Raw genomic sequence first — 17,043 nt, 5'->3', positions numbered from 1 at the left:
ACAGAAAAAGGCATCAACTTAAAGAACCAGAGTCACCGAGGTGCCCTGCCTTAAAAAGACTACGACAGGCTCAGGTTAAACAAGTGTTCTTTCAGCCCTGTTACAGTTTTATGGCAGTTCGATGGCAGTCACCACGCCTGGAGAAAACAGACAAAATAAAAAAAGAGCGCCAACTTCAGCGCTCCTAAAGTGGGGGGAACTACAAACAGGAACTCAGACAATCAAAGGCGTGAGAAACACAGCCAGTACCACTGCCGTCAACAAGCGCATCACAATGCCCAGAACGGCGGCCAGCATGACTTCTTTTTCATTCAGATCCGAGCATTCAGCCCAGACCACCGGAATCTGTCCAAAGACAGCCGATAAGGGCAAACCGGACGACGCCAGTACAAATGAACCCACTACCAAAGATGGATCCAGTGTGGAAGCCATCGCCTGCAACTTGCCCATTGCCAAAGTGGGGCTGACCAGCATCGCCAGCACGCCCGTTTCAGGGTGAATATTCAGCGCAAGCAAACCGCGCTCAAGCACATCACTGATAGGTGCCCAAATGCCGATATGTTCAAGCAAACCAATGACACAGAACACCAGGGCCACAGCCGGGATCAGGATCAGCAGCAACAATTCCACCCCTTCGCGGGCAGCCTTGAACAGCATGGGCGCAAAATCGATATTCGGCGTGAAACGGGGGGCTGCCAGCAAATCCACCGAACGAACATTGCGGTAGACCAGCCGCGACAGCAATAAGGGGGAGAGCAACAAGGGGCCGAAGATCGCAATCAGCACCACGGCAAAGACATTCACCCCGGCAAAGGTCAAAGCCATCATGCCCAGCATGAACGTGGAGAACGACTGCTGAGACTGCACCATCGTGGCTACCGCAATCTTTTGCTCGTCCTTTGTTGCACCAGCCTGCCGCAACAAAGGCCCCGAAATACGACCAGCGGCGTTGATATCGCCAAAAATGTTGTACACGCTGGGAATAATGACGGCCGGATTGATTCCAATGGCCCGCATCGCCGGCATGAACACTCGCATCATGGCATCGGTAAAACCCAAACGCTCCAGCAAGCGTCCAATGATGACGCTGATAATGACAGCCACCCCAACCTGCCCGGTCAAAAATACATCCACCACCACGGGCTTGACCTTGTTGAGCACCGTATCAAACGCGCCCGACAAGGTAGCGGGAAAGAAAAACAGCGTCAGCATGGCGAGCAGCAGCAAGCCCAGGCCCACCGCCTCGATACGCTCCATGGGCCGACGGCCCGCAGGCGCTACATGCACTACTTTGTCTATTTCTATTGTTTTGTTATCCATGTCTCTCTCCGTTCAGGAAGCTGGACCTACTGGAAGCTCAACACGTTCTTGCCCATCAGGTGGGCGGTCGAAAAATGCTGGGCGTATTCACGCAGGCGGGCACCCCCCACCTGGTGCACAGGCGTAGACGTCACCCGATCACGGAACATGACCACCTCGACGCCATCGAGCAAGGCACTCAAGGCATAGGCCAAGGGCAGGCCATTCTCCAGGATCTCCAGCACGTGGCTATTGCCCACCAGGAAATTCAGACCCAATTCACGAGCACATTCGATAAGCGCATGACCGTCGTAGACCCGGCTGATAGAGGCCAGCACCGTGTCAACGCCCGGGTTCTCGGCCACCGCCTGACGCAGATGGTCGGGGCTGAATCCCGTATGCGGAAAAATGTGCAAAATACGCCCGACGCGACTGTTGCGCTCCCCTAGCCGAATCGCACCACGCGTCAAGGTGCTGGTCTCCAGAATGTTTTCATTGCCCTTGATGCGGCGTTCGGCCTGCAAGACCTGATCCTCCAGATCCAGCCCCATGAAGCTGTCAAGCCGATCCAGCATGTCGCCCAAGGTGCTCACCCCATCCAATGGTTCGCCCACGAACATCACATTGCCATGAATGCCTCCATAGGCAATATCGCTTTTAGCGACTTTGTGGCCATGCAGATACGCGATGCCCGGATGCAAACCATGAAACGCCTCATGACACTCCAGGGCAGCCACCCCATACAGGTCCAGGTAATCCTTCAGGGTCACGCCCCCGCAACTGGCGGCATCGGCGATCGGATGATGCGCAACAATGGCGTCCACCCCGGTTGCGCCCGCCAGCTCAATGCTCAATTCGGACATGGTCATGCACACCGCCACCTTGCGCACTTCCTTGTTAGGGTCCCCATGAATCAAGCCTGGGATTTCCAGTACTTCCTTGCCGTAAATTCCAGAGGACTTCCAGATCACGAAGGGATGGTGGCCGCATTTGACCTCATCCATACAGGACACCATGCGTCCCCCCGTGATTACGTTCAATGCATCCAGCAAATCGGCTACATAGGCCATGATTTTGTCTCCAAATAAAAAGCCGGCCTCGAACCCTGGGGTATCCCAGAGTCCGAGGCCGGCGGTATGCGAGCACTTCCTGTCGGCAACTTCCCCAAGCGGACCTGTCAGGGCCTGGGCTTGGCTCCAGAGCAAATTGCACATCAGGCAATCCACTGCGGACGGAAGGACAACAAGACTGTCTACCAGTCAGCTTCTTTTTATCGGTTCGGAATTCAGGGCAACGGTTCTCACCAATGCCACTGCATTCACACTCCTTTTTGCAACAACACCATGGTGGAAGACAATTGCGCCGCGGCGTCGTAGTCCTTGAATATGGCCACCACATCCAGCCCATATTCGTCCACCAAAACCTGCTTCATCTCCTTTTTGAAGGCCTTGATCAGATACAGATCCGCCAGATCAGCAATATGTGCATTTTCACGGCTCAACGTCTGCAAGGCAGGCTGGCGTTTATGAACCGCCAACATGCTGATCCGATCCTCCAGCACATCAATCTTCAGCGTCACGACACCTGATGCAAAAATACTGCTGTTGATGCGGTTGTAGTCCCGGGTCAGTGCCTGCTTGAATTCGCCTAAAGAAGAAAAGCCTGCCATCCCCATTGCCTACCCCCAACATGCTTGAATTATTGTCGTTTTTCAGTGTGCGGCAAGCGCCTCCTGCGCTGCCTTGCCAAGCTGATGACGGCGATACGCCAATCCAGCGACGGCAATATCTTCAATCGCCACACCCACTGATTTATACACGCAAATTCCCTGTGCGTCGTAGCCTTGTCCCCGGTCTAATTGCAACCAATCGCTTAACTCGCACAACTTGTCCGAAACGCCGCAATCGGACGCGGCCAGAATCAGGTCCCCCGCCTCCGCGAGAGTCTGCTCACCCCACTCCACCACAATCTTGCCTGCCCGCTGCAGGCAGGCATCATCCAATTCCCGCGCTGTTGGCAAACTGGAGCCAACGGCCGCGACAAAGCAGCCGGGCTTCAGGCTGCGTCCATCGAACAGGGGATCGCGACTGCGGCTGGCCGTGACCAGAATATCCGCCTGTGCGGCGATCTCTTCCGCTCGGGCGGCTCGCACAGGCACACCACACTCCAGCTCCAGCTGGTGGCAGCGCTTCTCATCGACATTCGGGCTCCACACCAGCACACGCTGCAAATCAAAGGTCTGGCAAAACTGCAGGGCATGCGCCATCCCCTGGGCACCCAGACCCAGCACTCCCAAGGTTTGCGAATGGGGATTGGCGCCACGCTGTGCTGCCAGTACCGAGCAGGCTGCAGTACGCCATTGCGTGATCGCGCCAGCATCCAAGGTGGCCAAAGCCTGTCCGCTCAGTGCATCAAACAGCACAATGACAAAATTGAATGCGCCATGCACGGTCGTATAAATCTTGGCACCCGCCACTTGCTGGCCTGGAATGACCGCACCCAAGGTCGACAAGCGGGTATCGCCCACCTGCGTGCGCACACGACGCTGCTGGGCTGCCTGACCCTGTCCAAACTCGATGAAAGCCTGCTCCAGCACCTCTTGTACCGCAGGCGCATCAAGCAGCTCGTGTAATTGCTGATCGGTCAAATGCAGCATGGCCGCTCCTTTTACCAGCTCACCGTAACGTCACCACGAACAAAGGTCTGGCACGCCATACGAAAACCCTCTGCCAGATCCTGCTCGGACAAATGCTTGTGTTCCTTGGCCTTGACCTCATCCGTATTGCTCAGCCCTTCCGTAATTCGGCACTTGCAGGTGCCGCAGATCCCGCCCCCGCATTTGAACGGGATGCCACCGCGCTCGCGGATGGAAACCCGCAGCAAGTTACTGTTCTCGGCGGCAGACACCACCAAATCATTATTCGACGCAAATGTAATCTGAACCATATTCTGCTACCTCAGGATTGCTGCTGTGCCGGGGTCTGTGCCCCTGCCTGGTGACCGTCAAGCTCACACTGACGCAATTCGGCTTGTATGCTGCCAAAGTGCGTCAATCCGGCCAGTTCTTCATAAGCCTGTTCGACTGTTGCAAACTTTTCCATTTGCCGGGTAGGGATGTCATTGACCGTGCCATTTGGCGTCTCTTCCACAATGCGAACGCGCGAGCCTTCCTGAATACGCGCAATGGCAAACACCGCCTTGAAACGACCCTGAAAATGGTATTCATAGGCCGCCACCATCTCCACGCCCACGCCCGGTTCCGTGCGGTATTCCCCTGGCTTGCTGGTCAGCACCACATACATCACTGCACCTCCTGTGTTTCAGCTTGCTCCAGAACGATGTCCTGATTAATCCATAGCTGACAGGCCAGCCGCCAGCCCTGATCGAGTCGCTCGCCCAATTGTTTTTTCTCTTTCCAGTTGGCCGCTGGCAAATGCTCGCCCCCCTCCAGAACACGGCAGGCACACTTAGCGCACTTGCCCATGCCACAACCGTAGGTCAGATGCGGAAAGGGAAATTGCTTGATACCCGCCCGGACCACCAGATTGGTGTTCTCCTGCACCTCACCCACATGCGTCTGGCCGTTTTTATGAAAAGTAATGGTTGGCATGAAACCTCCTGCTGGCTGCCAATAATGCGACCGGATTGCGAGCCCTGACCGCCTGAAAAAACCAAGAACGGTATACCAAGATAAAAACCGCAACCATCAAGCAACAGTTTTTCTTGTTTTTAGACACAAATATCCGTCAATTTGAGTAGAAACCCCTATTGCGGTATACTTAATTCAATTCAAACCCATCAGCGAGATCATCATGAAAACCCCCGTCGAACTTCGCTATCTGCAGCGTCCCGTCGGCGAGCAGTTGCTGCCACACTTGGCAAAGCGCAAGCATCTGCGCCGTCGTATCCCGCTCATCAACCTGCCCTCATTAACTGAACTGTTTGGCGGCCGCAAGAAGCGCGTCCCCGAAGCCGGTCAGGACCAACTCCCCCACCGAGCCTAGACAAGAGAAGGCTCTGCCGAGCTGGGATCAGACTGAAAGTTGAAGGCGTCGGCATACATGAACTGCTCATTGGCGCCATGCTCCTTGAACAAACCACGGGCCTGCTCAATCATCACGGGCGAGCCACACAAGTAAATGGCATGCTCTGACAGGTCAGGTTCATCCCGGCACACCTGTTGCTGCACATAGCCGCGCGCGCCTTGCCAACTCTCGTCAGCATGGGAGAGCACAGGGACAAAACGGAACTCGCACAAGCGCTCAGCCCAAGATTCAATCTCCTGGGCCAGATACAGGTCTTCGGGCCGATTCATTCCCCAATACAGGCTGACAGGCGGGCAATCATCCTTGTCCAGCAAGGACTCCAGAATCGCCTTGATGGGGGCAATGCCAGTTCCGGTTGCCACCATGACCATGGGTCGCCAGTCGCGCTCACGCCAATAGAACACGCCCAAGGGCAGTTCCAGCAGCAGCTCGTCGCCCACTTTCAGGGTCGGCAAACATACCTGGGTGAAACGCCCACCCTCCACTTCCCGCACATGCAATTCAATGCGCCCCTGTGCGGCATCGGCATTGGCCATAGAAAAACTGCGTGCACGCCCGTCCTCAAACAAGATGTTCAGATACTGACCTGGACGGAACGGCACTTGCACGTCCTGCGGCAACTGTAAAATCAGACGCCAGATCCCCTGACATGCCCTTTCCACGCTGTGAACCTGCGCCCGGACTTGCCGGGTTTCAGGCAAGTCATCTCGATGCGCAGCCAGACTGATTTCAATATCGGCATCGAGCCGTGCCTGGCAGGCGGCGGCATGGCCCTGCTCGTGTTCTTCATCAGCAATGCTCATGGGCAGGCAGTCATCCTCATAACAAACCTTCCCACGGGTGACCTGAATGCGGCAGGTCCCGCAGCCACCAAACTCGCAGTCGCTATAAATGCGCACGCCTTGGCGCTGGGCGGCCTGCAAGATGGTCTCTTGCGGTTCTACCCAAAACTGCTCGCCGGTTTCCTTGATATCGACACGATGGGCCATGACCCGTCCTCCTGATGCCACTATTTCTTGATGTCCGCCTGAACCAGCACGTCCAGACCCTCTGCCTTCAAAGCCTCGGCCAAGGCCTGCAAGCCAGCAACACCGGCTGCCGTGTCCTGCTCGCCGTTACCACCGCTCAGGCCTATGCCACCAATGACTTCGCCGTTGACCACGATGGGGTAGCCGCCTACAAAAGCAGCAAAGCGACCTTCAAAGCTCAACTGAATCCCGAAGGCTTCGTTACCCGGCAAGGCGGGGCCATTAGGCGGCGTGGTGAACAAATGGGTGGAGCGCTTGTGGCCTGCAGCGGTAAACGCCTTGTTCCAGGCAATCTGGGCGCCGGTAATACGTGCCCCATCCATGCGCTCCATCACGATGGGGTAGCCCCCTTCGTCAACCACGCAAACGGTCTCCAGCACGCCAATCTCCTTGGATTTGGCAATCGCCGCGTCCACCATCAAGCGCGCTTCGCGCTGTTCGAGACGTAGGATCTTTTTCATATGTCTTCTCAGTATTTCGGGTTAATAAAATTCAGATACCGCGATACACGGTCTTGATCTGGGTATAGAACTCCAGGCCCGCCCGGCCCGACTCGCGGAAGGTGGAGGTGCTGGACTGTTTCAGTCCACCAAAGGGAGCATTGATCAAGTTGCCGGTTGTGGTGCGATTGATCTTGACCGTCCCGGCCTCAATGTCATTGGCGAAGCGATGCGCATATTCAGCACTGCGCGTCACAATGGCGGCAGACAAGCCGTATTCGGTGTCATTGGCCATGGCCAGTGCCTGCTCGTAGGAATTGATTTCCAGCAAGGCAATCACCGGACCAAAAATCTCTTCGCGGGCAATACGCATCTGCTGGGTCACGTCCGTAAACAAAGCCGGGCGCATGAACAGGCCCCGTGCGTAGTCACCGTCAGTCAAGCGTTCGCCGCCCAGTAAATGGGTGGCTTCCTGCTTGCCGATGGCCACATATTCCAGAATGCTTTCCAACTGACTTTCGGTGGCAATCGGGCCCAGATCGGGGTTGCCATTCAAACCATTACCCACGCTCAAAGCGCTGACTTTCTCTACCAGGCGCCGCGTGAATTCTTCTTTGACCTGACGATGCACCAGCACACGGCTGGTTCCCGTGCAGGCCTGGCCGCTCAAGGAGAATCCGCCTTGAACCACCAGTTTGACGGCCAGATCCAGGTCGGCGTCTTCCATGACAATCAAGGGATTTTTGCCACCCAGTTCCATCTGGGTCCGGGTACTCATGCGGGCCTGACGACAAATGTCTTCACCCGCCTGGGTCGAGCCAGTAAACGAAATAGCGCGTACCTGAGGAGATTGCACCAGCGTGGGCCCCACTTCACTGGCCCTGCCATGCACCAGATTCAGCACACCCGCCGGAATCCCGGCTTGCGCAAAGGCTTCGCACAGGTAATAGCCCGTCAAAGGTGTGTCGGATGAAGGCTTGAACACGACGGTATTACCGGTGATCAAGGCGGGGGCAATTTTGCGTGCCGGGATGGAGATAGGGAAATTCCAGGGCGCAATCACGGACACCACGCCCAATGGTTCACGCTGGGTGTACACCAGTTGCTGCGCATCATCCTGGGGGAAGGTCTCGCCGGTATAGGTCTGGCCTTCAACCGCATAAAAACGCAAGGTCTGGGCCGAGCGCCCGACTTCCATCTTGCTTTGCGCCAGCGTTTTGCCCTCTTCCCGCGTCAGGCCCTGAGCGATACGGTCCACATTGGCATCAAGCCAGGCTGCCGCCGCATTCAGCACACGAGCTCGAGCGGAGATGGGCGTGGCTCGCCATCCTGCAAAGGCAGCCTGAGCAGCAGCAACGGCTGCCTTTGCGTCCTCAGCCGTGGACAGTGGGAAAGCCCCCACTACATCGTCACGATCGGCCGGATTCAGATTGGGCTGCGTACGCCCGCTCTGGCTGGGCAGCCACTGCCCATCAATGTAATTGTCGAAAACGACGTCCTTGAGATTGTCCACCGCTGTACTTCCTTGTTTCTAGGTCGGCGGGCAGCCCATCTGCCCGCTCGGCTGTCTGGCTCAGGCTGCTTCCAGCTGCAGTTCTTGCAGGCTGATTTCGTCTTTGACGTAATCGTTGTACAGGGCGGTGGTATACAGTAGGCGCATCTCGGCACCAATTTCGCAGATGCGCAGGCAACGCTGTTGCAGCTCTACGGTATTGGCGTGCTCAAGAACGATCTGGTAGCCGCGCTCGCCATGAATCTCGTCGGACACGATATGCAGATCGAAAAACTCCACTTCTTCATCGGTGAAGCCGTATTTTTCACGCAGGGTCGGTGTCTGCTTGCGGTAAATGGAGGGCACCTGAGACTCCAGACCCACGACTAGCCCTGCAACGGCAACAACGGGGTCTTCACGCATGGCAATGGCGTAACACCAGGCCTGCAAGGCGCGGGTGGTGGCATTCATATTGTCAGGATCTTCGATCCGAGCCCGTGTCGTGCCACACGCTTCGCCAAAGCGGATCAGCAGGTCTGTGTGACGGTCGCCCCCAATTTCCTCTTCATACATATTGGCCAGCAAGAAGTCTTTGGCTTCTACGTATTCGGCGGGGGTGCGGGCATACAGATAGCCCAGGTAATCAGCAAAAGGGCCGACATAGTGGTAGTGGTTTTCAGCCCAGCGAGCCAGATGCTCACGGCTTAATTTGCCGCTGGCCCAGGCAATGCTGAAAGGGGAAGTATTGGCACTTTTCCCTTTAATGGCGGTTTCCAATGCGGTGCGAAATTCATCGCGATTCAGCAGTTTTTCCATGACTGTTTCCTTGTTGAAAGACGTCGCCCTGACAGCAGCCGACGAAAGATGAGGTTTGGACTATTTAAGTATATTGTATACCGTCTACTATTTTAGAAAGTAGGGAATAACCCTGCCCGATTATCAGGCCAGCGCCACGCAACCATCCTTACGAGGGTCAGAAACAGCCTGCAAACGGCCGTCTGCCAAGCGCTCAACCGCCTGAGCCCCGCCAAAGTCGCTGCGGCCAGCCAGTTCGCCTACGCCTTTATCGGGTGACACATACCCGTATTCACGCAGGAAGGCCGCCCGACTTGCATCAAAGCCGTCTTCCAGGGCCAACCGCCCCGCCCCCTCCAAACGCCAACGCGGTGCAAACAAGGCTTTCTCCAAAGGCCAGCCATCACGCAGAACACGAGTCCATATCTGTATCTGGCCTTGGGGTTGCATCAAACCACCCACCACACCCAACCCCATATGGAACTGACCCGACTTCAAGGCCAAAGACGGAACAACCGTGTGATAAGGGCGTTTTCCCGGCCCAGGGCCATTCACATGCCCAGGCTCGGAGAAACCGAAACCCCGGTTTTGCAGCACAAATCCACAGCCGGGTACGGCATACGCAGAGCCGAATCGTTTAAAAATGCTGGACATGAACGTAACCGCCAACCCGTCTGCATCGACCACAACCGTGCAGACCGTATTGCCTGCCGGATCACACACGACCCGTGAAGCCTGAACCATCGCCGCTTCGGTCGCCTTGACCAGTTCCAGCTCCGCCGCATCCTGGTCAACAGGGCGTTTCCAGGCGCGTTGCACGGCGTCCAGGACTGCCACCCCATGCGTGTTGGGGGGACATTCATAAAGACTGAACTCTCCCAGCGATGCGCTGACAGGCTCGCAAAAAAACCCGTTATGGCGGCGAAAGTCCTCAGCCCTCAACAGCCCCTGTACCTGCTCCATTGCCTGCTCTGCCTGCTGCGCGGGACGCCCCAGATAGAAGGCATCGGGGCCTTGCGTGGCGATGTCCTGCAAGACAGCCGCCAGCTCAGGATTCCGGTACTGCTCCCCTGCTTTGGGCGGCTTGCCCGCCCTATAAAGGGCGGCACACACGGGATCGCGGTGCAGTACAAAATCAAAGATCTGCCATTCACGCGCCGCCACCGGCGCTACCGCAAACCCTTTCCGCGCTGCCTGAATGGCAGGCTGAAACAAGCAGGCCCAGTCCAGACGGCCATAGCGCTGGTGCATATCCCACCACCCTCGCACCAGGCCAGGCGTGGTAATGGACAACACATGACGCTCCGGAATCCGTCCCCCAGGCAAAGCCTGAACATGCTCAGCCTTCAACAGCAGGGGCGCCGCTCCGCTGCCGTTATAAGCCACTGGCATACTGTCGGGCGATGCAATCATGGCCAACAGATCGCCACCAATGCCTGTCGCCATAGGTTCGACAACCCCCATGACAGCATCGGCAGCAATAGCCGCATCCACTGCACTACCCTTGAGTTCCAGCATGGCCTGCGCGGCCCGAACCGCCAAGGGGTGCCCGGCAGCAACGGCCCAATGTTTCCCCAAGCCCTGTTTTTCACCGGCGCAATAGGCTGTCGTACTCATATCGCTCATCCGAACACCAGCACAGCGCAAATTGTTGACAGGGCCATCCCCGCCAGCACAGGAACCGTCAGGGCTCGCACCAGATCCAGCACATGCACTCGGGCAAAGCCCGCCACGGCAATCAATGAAGACCAGGCAATCAAAGTGCCACCGCCAGTCCAGATAGCACCGATCTGTCCTACCGCAGCCAGAGTTTCAACCTCCAGCCCGGATACCGGGCTCAAGGCCGAGGCCAGGGTCCCTGTCAATGGCAGGCCCGAGAAGCCCGAGCCATCAATGCCCGAGATCATGCCCACCAACAGAACACCAAAAGCCACCAGAAAATGATTGTCCGGAATCAGATGCTGCCCCGCCGAGATCAGCTCGAACAGCAGACTGGGTGTTTGTTCCAGTGGGGTGCCCAAAATGGCAGACGTTGCTTCACTGGCGCCCAGGAAGAAGAAACCGGCAATGGGCAGCACCGAACCCATGGCACGAAAGGCGAATACAAAACCATCGGTCATATGATCCGGGCAGGTGTCCAGCATGCGGCGCGGCCCTTCTGCCATACAGGTGGCAATCATCATCAACACAAAGGCCACGCCCCCTACCAAACCGGCGGCGTCGCCACCCCGCAGGACAGGCAAGGACGGGATAAAGCGGGGCAACAGCATGATGCCAATCACCGCCAGAAACGCCAGTGGCGTAATCCAGGCCAGAATGCGCGAATAGCGCTCTTCCTTGGGGCTCAGGCCGGGATGCACCGTGTGCTCATTACCCGCCGTGCCACGAGCAATCTCGGCCTTGTCATACGTGCCTTGGGATTCCACTTCATCCAGGGTGCTATCCGGCGCCTGGCGCATCCAGGCATCCAGCAAACGGCTATCTGCCGGTTTGAAATAGCGGCGCATCAGCAAAAATGTCAACGTCAACGCAACGCCACCGGTAATCCAGGAAAGCACCAGCGCACGATCCGCCAGCACGGCAACATCGGCTCCGACGCCGGCTGCCTTGGCGCTGATGCCAGGAGCAACGCCAATGATGTAGTCGGACGACAGCGCCATGCCCTGCCCACAGATGGCGATAGCCATCGCCCCGACCAGGGGAGGCAAGCCAGCCGCAATCGCCGCCGGCAGCAAAATGGCCGACACCAGAGGTACAGCGGGTGTGGGCCAGAAGAACAGGGAAATAAAGTAGGTAGCCGCCGCAATCATCAGAAAGGACGAGGCACTATTGACCATGACCTTGCGGAAGGGAGCCACCATCTTCACATCGGCCTCCAGCCTCTTTAACGAGTTCAGCAGGGCAGTCATGAACGTGATTACCAGGAAAATATTGAACAGTTCCTGGGCCGCCACAAAGCTGGCTGAAAAAATACTGATGAAGCCTTGGATAGGGCTGCCAGTCATGGCGGTGACGACCGCCAAGGTGCCAATAACCGATGGCACCACCACATTGGCCCGGAAAATCATCGTAATAATGATGACCAGAACGCTGATCAAATAAGCCCAGTGCGCCGCACTGAGCACCACGTCGCTTTGCATGTATCCCCCTTCCTTCTCTTTTTTCTGAATATCGAGCACATCTGAAACGGTATACTATCTTCAATTGTGATTTCGAATCAGAAAAAACTATCAAAAACTGGGGAAAACTCTAAGAGTTTTATGTTTGAAACACTTAGATTGAATACCTTATACAAATGAAGAGGAAACTATGGCGGCTTTGATTGATCTGGTGGACCCGCTCTCCTGGCTGCTCATGGCCTTGCTGGTTGTGTTGGCCGCCTTTTTGCAAGGCGTTGGCGGAGTTGGGTTTGCAATGCTGGTCGCGCCGATTGCCGCCTTGATATTTCCGCAGTTGGTTCCAGGCCCTCTACTGGCCTTGGGTGGCAGCGTCTCTTTGCTGGCGGCCTTGCGAGAGCGTCAACATATCGTGCCCGATGTGGTTGTCTGTGCACTGGGTGGCCGTGCCACCGGATCGATCATTGCCATACTGGCCATGACACAACTACCCATAGAGGCGGTGAATCTGGGTTTTGCCCTGGCCATTCTGGCCGCAGTCGCACTGAGTGCCTGGGGCTTGCGCATCCTGCCTTCCAAACGAAACATGATCCTGGCGGGCATTGCCTCGGGCATCATGGGAACCCTGACCTCGGTAGGCGCTCCCGCTCTGGCAATTGCCATGCAAAATCTGGCTCCTGCACAGCTACGCGCCTCATTGGGTCTTATTCTGTTTTTAGGGGCAAGCCTGTCCTTGATCCTGCTTATGGTGGCTGGCCTGTTCTCCTGGCAACAGGCAATGCTCAGCATTGTGCTCTACCCCTTCATGCTGCTGGGCTTCGCCTTATCAGGACGATGGCGTCATAAAGTCAGCATGCCGCTAATGCGTAGACTGCTATTGGGGATTTGTTCGCTAAGCGCCGTGGTCTTGATCGCCCGCAGCGTGTGATGAGGATGCTTAGGCCACAAACTGTATACCATATTCAGAAAAATGCGCTCACACCGTATAATCGTGGCTGGCCCTTTTGCCCAATTGCACAGGTCGCACCATGAATATCCCCAGTTTCAGCCTTCCCAACACCCTTTCCGGCGCGGAAAGCCGTCGCTTGGGCGATCAACATGCGTCATTGTTTGCGGTTATCCGTGACCAATTGCGCGAGCGCATCTTGAGCGGAGAATTTCATCCGGGGGATCGCCTTGTAGAAGGTAAATTGGCTAGCGAACTGGGCGTCTCGCGTATTCCGGTACGGGAAGCCCTGCGCGAGCTGGCCTCCGAAGGTCTGGTCACGATCGAACCACGACGTGGGGCCTCAGTGGCTATCCTGTCGACCGAGATTGCCTACAACATGGCTGAAGTGCGCGCCACGCTCGAAGGATTGAATGCAAAACTGGCCGCCCAACGCCGGGACCCAGCCAATATCGAAAAGCTGCAAACCATTCTGAGCCAGGGCCATGAAGCCATGGATGCCGGCAATCTGGATTTGCTCAAATCCCTGAACCGCCAGTTTCATGAAACCCTGGCCACCATGTCGGGCAATATTGTTCTGACCGAGCTCATGCGCTCCCTGCGTGACCGCACCGCCCTGTTATTTGCGCCCAGCAATTTGCAGCGCATCCGCCAAAACTGGGAAGATCACTCCCAGATCCTCAATGCGGTTGTGGCCGGTAATGGTGATCTGGCCAACCTGCTGGCCACCCAACACGTGCACAATGCAGCCAAAGCCTATCAGGACGCCCAGAACGGCGAGAAAACCTGATCAGGCCGGGCGGCCTGCTCTCAAGGCCGCCTCAAATACCCTCCAGACCGATGCCAGACGCCGCTGGTATTTGTGCGCACCACCAAACAGAAGCTCGCTTTGCAGACTGTCGATCAAGGCCATGTACGTCATGGCCAGGGTCTCCACGCTCAAACCTGTTTCCGATTTGGCCAAAGCGGACTGTGCCAAGGCTTGATGGATGATGCGTTCCAGATCGTCCATGAACACATGCATGGGCTGCATCACCACATCGTACAAATGCACAGGCGGCGCAAACAAGGTGCGAATCCAGAAACGCACTTGATGTGATTGCTCAAAGCGCTCCTGTATCCCTTCCAGGTACGCTCGCAACTGCTCCTTGATGTCATCGCCTCCCTGCAGAACTTGACGGGCGTGGTTCAGCTCATCTTCCACAATCTTCGGAATCAGGTTCAGAAACAGCTCGTCCTTGTTGCGGAAATGGGCGTAGACCGAGGGCTTCTTGATGCCGACATCAGCGGCAATCTCGTTCATGGTGGTGGCATCGAAGCCCTGAACAGCAAAGCGCGCCAACGCGGCATCCTGCAGTTTTTCAGTCGTGGTTTTGCTCACAGTCCAACAGCTCTCAGTCAAAGGCCAATGATCAGGGCCGCTTTCGCGGCCCGCAGCAACTGCCTATTTTACAACCCCCAGCTCACTGACTGATCGGGTCACCGTGCGGCAACGGCCAGCCAGAACATACAGAACAATAGCCAACAGACCGCAGCCACCAATTGCCACAGGCAAAACCTGCGGCCCAGGCACAGCCAGACTGACGATATAGCCCACCACCGCCGAAATCAGGTAATGGAACATGCCCATCAAGGCTGCAGCCGTCCCAGCCTGTGGGCCAGCCACATCCATGGTCAAGGCCGTCACGTTGCCAAACACCATGCCTAAAGAGCCCACCGAAACAGCAATCAAGGCGGCATACAGAATCAGGCCCGCCACATCAGCTTGCACCACCACATACAGGAGCAGAGCCGAGGCCGTATGGACAATCAGTCCCAAAGCCAGCACGCGAGAGGTGGGCATCCCGGCCTTCAACAAATAATTGCTGACGACCCCACCCAAAACCAGCGCCACCGAGTTACCGGCAAACACATAGCTGAATACGGCCGGCGACAAGGAAAAATGCTGCGTGAACACAAAAGCCGAGCCGCTGATGTAGACAAACAAGGCTGCCAGTGCGAAACCACCGGAGCCGGTATATGCCATGAAAGCCTTGTTACCCAGCTCGCGACCGTAGGCGCGAACAATATGACCGGGGTTCAAAGGCACACGCTGGCTCACGGGCAGCGAATCCGGTATGGCTTTAAGTCCCCAGAGCAGCCCTATCGTCCCTAATGCCGCCAGCATCCAGAAAATGGCACGCCAGTCTGCATGGCTCAACAGGTAGGCACCCAGAATGGGGGCCACAATCGGTGCAATCATCATCACCTGCATCAGCAGGGAAAAGATGCTTGCCGACTCTTTTACATCGCACAAGTCCGCCACAATGGCACGCGGTGTGACCAAGCCCGCTGCGGCGCCTAACGCCTGGATAAAACGCGCCGCCAACAAGGCTTCAACCGATGTTGCCAAAGCGCCAAAAACCGAGCCCACCACAAAAATAACCACGCCCAGCAGCAAGGGCACTCGACGCCCGAAGCGATCCAGCAAAGGGCCGTAAATACCTTGGCCCAAGGCCAGGCCTGCCAGAAACACCGACAAGGTTTGCTGAATCCGGCCGGGGGAAGCCCCCAGCTCCTGCGCGATAGCAGGCATGCCCGGCAAATACATATCAATGGCCATGGCATCCAATGCCGTCAACAAGGCCAGCAACAAGATCAAGGGCCAGGCCAGGCTTCTGGCACGTGACAGCTCGCTCATGTCACACCCTCTACAGTGCGGAAGAACAGAAATTCAAACACGCTCACACCCCCGTATATAGCGACGTCAATCAAAACTACCTACCGATAGGTAGGAAAGCCGCTACTGTACTCCTTTTCAGAATTCAGGCAGAAAAAAACCCCGGAAAATACCGGGGTTTTGGTGAGCACCTGCGCAACTTACTTAGATATCCAGCAGATCGCCCATATCGTCGGCGTGCTCTTCTTCCACCGCCATGATTTCAACCAGCATCTGGCGAGTGGTCGGGTCGGTGTCGCCAATGCGCTCGATCATCTGACGATAGGACTCGATCGCAATACGCTCGGCAATCAGGTTGGCGCGAATCATGGATTTGATATCGTCGCTATCGTCGTACTCTGCATGGCTACGCTGGACCAGATTGGCCGGGTTGAAATCCGGCTCGCCGTTCAGTTGCACAATACGTTCGGCAATGCGGTCGGCATGCTCGGCTTCTTGCTGGGCATGTTCCAGAAACTCGGCTTTGATAGGCTCATTGTTCAAGCCGGTAGCGGTGAAGTAGTGGCGCTTGTAGCGCATCACACAGACCAGCTCGGTGGCCAGGGCCTCATTGAGCATCTGAATGATTTCTTCACGATTACCCTTGTAGCCGGATGCCACCGCCCCGTCGTCCACAAACTTCTTGGCAGCTGCACGGATAGCGGCAACATCGATTGGACCTTGGCTTGCTTGGACTGCTTTCTGCTTACTCATTGCATTCCTCCGTATTGATTCCCACCGCGAAAGTGCGGCGCTGTATCGCGCAACAACCGGAAACGAACACACTGACTCCATAACCAACAAGAGCTTGTCCAAGGACAAGCGCTTTACCTAAACCTGGGCTTGAAGTCTGCACGCTGCTTGTGGTTGAGACCGGTCGTGCAAGAAACTGAACAAAGTGGATAGGTGTTGTCATGGTAGCGATTGCTCCTTGGCTTGGAAAGCGCAAAACGGCTGTTTTCCTTCCTTGGAAGGTGGCTGTTTTCGGATAGAAAACCGGGAAATCCCTTAAGTGAAAGTCGCCAGAACTCATGACACATGCGGCTTGGGGGAAGAAATTGTTACCGGCAATCGCGACCCGAAAATGGCCTGATTCTGTACAAGCCGGGATACAAGACCAAACACTTGGATACATACCCTCGGTTTCGAACGACATTTTCAGTTCTTCTTTTCAGAATCATAT

The 17,043-nt window shown here is 56.3% G+C and carries 20 protein-coding genes; 3 read left to right on the top strand and 17 right to left on the bottom strand.

Annotated elements, in window-relative coordinates; translation table 11 throughout:
* Nucleotides 1–213: 213 nt before the first annotated feature.
* The 7 genes from M2Q46_RS13025 to M2Q46_RS12995 form a co-directional block, all read right to left on the bottom strand.
* On the bottom strand, nt 214–1,320 hold the full coding sequence (locus tag M2Q46_RS13025; protein ID WP_035274771.1) for a hypothetical protein: 1,107 nt from the start codon (nt 1,318–1,320) through the stop codon (nt 214–216).
* Nucleotides 1,321–1,346: 26 nt separating this feature from the next.
* Nucleotides 1,347–2,369 (bottom strand): Nif3-like dinuclear metal center hexameric protein, encoded by a 1,023-nt coding sequence (locus M2Q46_RS13020; RefSeq protein WP_302357399.1) that lies wholly within the window; start codon nt 2,367–2,369, stop codon nt 1,347–1,349.
* A 248-nt stretch (nt 2,370–2,617) separates the two neighbouring features.
* A complete protein-coding gene (locus tag M2Q46_RS13015) occupies nt 2,618–2,968 on the bottom strand; it encodes a hypothetical protein (protein WP_035269656.1) in 351 nt (116 codons plus the stop codon).
* 42 nt (nt 2,969–3,010) lie between these two features.
* On the bottom strand, nt 3,011–3,955 hold the full coding sequence (locus tag M2Q46_RS13010) for an ornithine cyclodeaminase family protein (RefSeq protein ID WP_302357398.1): 945 nt from the start codon (nt 3,953–3,955) through the stop codon (nt 3,011–3,013).
* A gap of 11 nt (nt 3,956–3,966) precedes the next feature.
* The gene (locus M2Q46_RS13005) at nt 3,967–4,245 is read right to left on the bottom strand and encodes a 2Fe-2S iron-sulfur cluster-binding protein (RefSeq protein ID WP_009457378.1); all 279 of its coding nucleotides are present in this window, start codon (nt 4,243–4,245) and stop codon (nt 3,967–3,969) included.
* A gap of 11 nt (nt 4,246–4,256) precedes the next feature.
* Entirely contained in the window at nt 4,257–4,601 is a 345-nt protein-coding gene (locus tag M2Q46_RS13000; RefSeq protein ID WP_035269651.1) for a hypothetical protein, read from the bottom strand.
* Nucleotides 4,601–4,909 (bottom strand): 2Fe-2S iron-sulfur cluster-binding protein, encoded by a 309-nt coding sequence (locus M2Q46_RS12995; RefSeq protein ID WP_009457376.1) that lies wholly within the window; start codon nt 4,907–4,909, stop codon nt 4,601–4,603. The genes M2Q46_RS13000 and M2Q46_RS12995 overlap by 1 nt, the downstream gene beginning before the upstream one ends.
* Nucleotides 4,910–5,111: 202 nt before the next feature.
* On the opposite strand from M2Q46_RS12995, the gene M2Q46_RS12990 reads away from it, so the two are divergent.
* A complete protein-coding gene (locus tag M2Q46_RS12990; RefSeq protein WP_302357397.1) occupies nt 5,112–5,303 on the top strand; it encodes a hypothetical protein in 192 nt (63 codons plus the stop codon).
* Here M2Q46_RS12990 and M2Q46_RS12985 read toward each other — a convergent pair.
* The 6 genes from M2Q46_RS12985 to M2Q46_RS12960 all read right to left on the bottom strand — a co-directional run bounded on the left by M2Q46_RS12985 (nt 5,300) and on the right by M2Q46_RS12960 (nt 12,240).
* Nucleotides 5,300–6,334: a 2Fe-2S iron-sulfur cluster-binding protein gene (locus M2Q46_RS12985; RefSeq protein ID WP_302357395.1), complete on the bottom strand. Its 1,035-nt coding sequence runs from the start codon at nt 6,332–6,334 to the stop codon at nt 5,300–5,302. The two genes, M2Q46_RS12990 and M2Q46_RS12985, sit on opposite strands and share 4 nt — an antisense overlap.
* 20 nt (nt 6,335–6,354) lie before the next feature.
* Nucleotides 6,355–6,834: a heme-binding protein gene (locus tag M2Q46_RS12980; RefSeq protein WP_022983673.1), complete on the bottom strand. Its 480-nt coding sequence runs from the start codon at nt 6,832–6,834 to the stop codon at nt 6,355–6,357.
* A gap of 31 nt (nt 6,835–6,865) precedes the next feature.
* Complete coding sequence (locus M2Q46_RS12975; protein WP_302357394.1) at nt 6,866–8,326, bottom strand: aldehyde dehydrogenase family protein; 1,461 nt, start codon at nt 8,324–8,326, stop codon at nt 6,866–6,868.
* Between the two features lie 60 nt (nt 8,327–8,386).
* Complete coding sequence (locus tag M2Q46_RS12970) at nt 8,387–9,121, bottom strand: TenA family transcriptional regulator (RefSeq protein ID WP_026483533.1); 735 nt, start codon at nt 9,119–9,121, stop codon at nt 8,387–8,389.
* A gap of 123 nt (nt 9,122–9,244) precedes the next feature.
* On the bottom strand, nt 9,245–10,717 hold the full coding sequence (locus M2Q46_RS12965) for a gamma-glutamyltransferase family protein (protein ID WP_302357393.1): 1,473 nt from the start codon (nt 10,715–10,717) through the stop codon (nt 9,245–9,247).
* 5 nt (nt 10,718–10,722) lie between these two features.
* Nucleotides 10,723–12,240: a hypothetical protein gene (locus M2Q46_RS12960; protein ID WP_009461936.1), complete on the bottom strand. Its 1,518-nt coding sequence runs from the start codon at nt 12,238–12,240 to the stop codon at nt 10,723–10,725.
* Nucleotides 12,241–12,409: 169 nt separating this feature from the next.
* Here M2Q46_RS12960 and M2Q46_RS12955 point away from each other — a divergent pair, with 169 nt between their 5' ends.
* Together M2Q46_RS12955 and M2Q46_RS12950 are read left to right on the top strand one after the other, a co-directional pair.
* Complete coding sequence (locus M2Q46_RS12955; RefSeq protein ID WP_035269638.1) at nt 12,410–13,144, top strand: sulfite exporter TauE/SafE family protein; 735 nt, start codon at nt 12,410–12,412, stop codon at nt 13,142–13,144.
* Between the two features lie 100 nt (nt 13,145–13,244).
* Nucleotides 13,245–13,952 carry a GntR family transcriptional regulator gene (locus tag M2Q46_RS12950; protein ID WP_009461948.1) on the top strand — a complete coding sequence of 236 codons (708 nt, stop codon included), beginning with the start codon at nt 13,245–13,247 and terminating at the stop codon, nt 13,950–13,952.
* Here the strand turns inward: M2Q46_RS12950 and M2Q46_RS12945 are convergent, their stop codons facing one another.
* The 4 genes from M2Q46_RS12945 to M2Q46_RS12930 all read right to left on the bottom strand — a co-directional run bounded on the left by M2Q46_RS12945 (nt 13,953) and on the right by M2Q46_RS12930 (nt 17,016).
* On the bottom strand, nt 13,953–14,543 hold the full coding sequence (locus tag M2Q46_RS12945) for a TetR/AcrR family transcriptional regulator (protein ID WP_009461950.1): 591 nt from the start codon (nt 14,541–14,543) through the stop codon (nt 13,953–13,955).
* 63 nt (nt 14,544–14,606) lie between these two features.
* On the bottom strand, nt 14,607–15,842 hold the full coding sequence (locus tag M2Q46_RS12940; RefSeq protein WP_302357392.1) for a multidrug effflux MFS transporter: 1,236 nt from the start codon (nt 15,840–15,842) through the stop codon (nt 14,607–14,609).
* 183 nt (nt 15,843–16,025) lie between these two features.
* Complete coding sequence (locus M2Q46_RS12935; RefSeq protein ID WP_009461955.1) at nt 16,026–16,574, bottom strand: bacterioferritin; 549 nt, start codon at nt 16,572–16,574, stop codon at nt 16,026–16,028.
* The gene (locus M2Q46_RS12930; RefSeq protein ID WP_302357391.1) at nt 16,567–17,016 is read right to left on the bottom strand and encodes a hypothetical protein; all 450 of its coding nucleotides are present in this window, start codon (nt 17,014–17,016) and stop codon (nt 16,567–16,569) included. The genes M2Q46_RS12935 and M2Q46_RS12930 overlap by 8 nt, the downstream gene beginning before the upstream one ends.
* Between the last annotated feature and the right edge of the window lie 27 nt (nt 17,017–17,043).

Origin of the sequence: Alcaligenes sp. YSL9, from assembly GCF_030515105.1 — a bacterium.
GTDB classification, from domain to species: Bacteria; Pseudomonadota; Gammaproteobacteria; order Burkholderiales; family Burkholderiaceae_B; genus Alcaligenes; species Alcaligenes phenolicus.
This window is presented reverse-complemented; position numbering and strand designations above follow the sequence as displayed.

What these genes read in the sequence shown, in the direction of transcription:
- M2Q46_RS13025 (WP_035274771.1), bottom strand. Translation starts at nt 1,320, where the DNA reads ATGGATAACAAAACAATAGAAATAGACAAAGTAGTGCATGTAGCGCCT.
- M2Q46_RS13020 (WP_302357399.1), bottom strand. Translation starts at nt 2,369, where the DNA reads ATGGCCTATGTAGCCGATTTGCTGGATGCATTGAACGTAATCACGGGG.
- M2Q46_RS13015 (WP_035269656.1), bottom strand. Translation starts at nt 2,968, where the DNA reads ATGGCAGGCTTTTCTTCTTTAGGCGAATTCAAGCAGGCACTGACCCGG.
- M2Q46_RS13010 (WP_302357398.1), bottom strand. Translation starts at nt 3,955, where the DNA reads ATGCTGCATTTGACCGATCAGCAATTACACGAGCTGCTTGATGCGCCT.
- M2Q46_RS13005 (WP_009457378.1), bottom strand. Translation starts at nt 4,245, where the DNA reads ATGGTTCAGATTACATTTGCGTCGAATAATGATTTGGTGGTGTCTGCC.
- M2Q46_RS13000 (WP_035269651.1), bottom strand. Translation starts at nt 4,601, where the DNA reads ATGTATGTGGTGCTGACCAGCAAGCCAGGGGAATACCGCACGGAACCG.
- M2Q46_RS12995 (WP_009457376.1), bottom strand. Translation starts at nt 4,909, where the DNA reads ATGCCAACCATTACTTTTCATAAAAACGGCCAGACGCATGTGGGTGAG.
- M2Q46_RS12990 (WP_302357397.1), top strand. Translation starts at nt 5,112, where the DNA reads ATGAAAACCCCCGTCGAACTTCGCTATCTGCAGCGTCCCGTCGGCGAG.
- M2Q46_RS12985 (WP_302357395.1), bottom strand. Translation starts at nt 6,334, where the DNA reads ATGGCCCATCGTGTCGATATCAAGGAAACCGGCGAGCAGTTTTGGGTA.
- M2Q46_RS12980 (WP_022983673.1), bottom strand. Translation starts at nt 6,834, where the DNA reads ATGAAAAAGATCCTACGTCTCGAACAGCGCGAAGCGCGCTTGATGGTG.
- M2Q46_RS12970 (WP_026483533.1), bottom strand. Translation starts at nt 9,121, where the DNA reads ATGGAAAAACTGCTGAATCGCGATGAATTTCGCACCGCATTGGAAACC.
- M2Q46_RS12965 (WP_302357393.1), bottom strand. Translation starts at nt 10,717, where the DNA reads ATGAGTACGACAGCCTATTGCGCCGGTGAAAAACAGGGCTTGGGGAAA.
- M2Q46_RS12960 (WP_009461936.1), bottom strand. Translation starts at nt 12,240, where the DNA reads ATGCAAAGCGACGTGGTGCTCAGTGCGGCGCACTGGGCTTATTTGATC.
- M2Q46_RS12955 (WP_035269638.1), top strand. Translation starts at nt 12,410, where the DNA reads ATGGCGGCTTTGATTGATCTGGTGGACCCGCTCTCCTGGCTGCTCATG.
- M2Q46_RS12950 (WP_009461948.1), top strand. Translation starts at nt 13,245, where the DNA reads ATGAATATCCCCAGTTTCAGCCTTCCCAACACCCTTTCCGGCGCGGAA.
- M2Q46_RS12940 (WP_302357392.1), bottom strand. Translation starts at nt 15,842, where the DNA reads ATGAGCGAGCTGTCACGTGCCAGAAGCCTGGCCTGGCCCTTGATCTTG.
- M2Q46_RS12935 (WP_009461955.1), bottom strand. Translation starts at nt 16,574, where the DNA reads ATGAGTAAGCAGAAAGCAGTCCAAGCAAGCCAAGGTCCAATCGATGTT.
- M2Q46_RS12930 (WP_302357391.1), bottom strand. Translation starts at nt 17,016, where the DNA reads ATGTCGTTCGAAACCGAGGGTATGTATCCAAGTGTTTGGTCTTGTATC.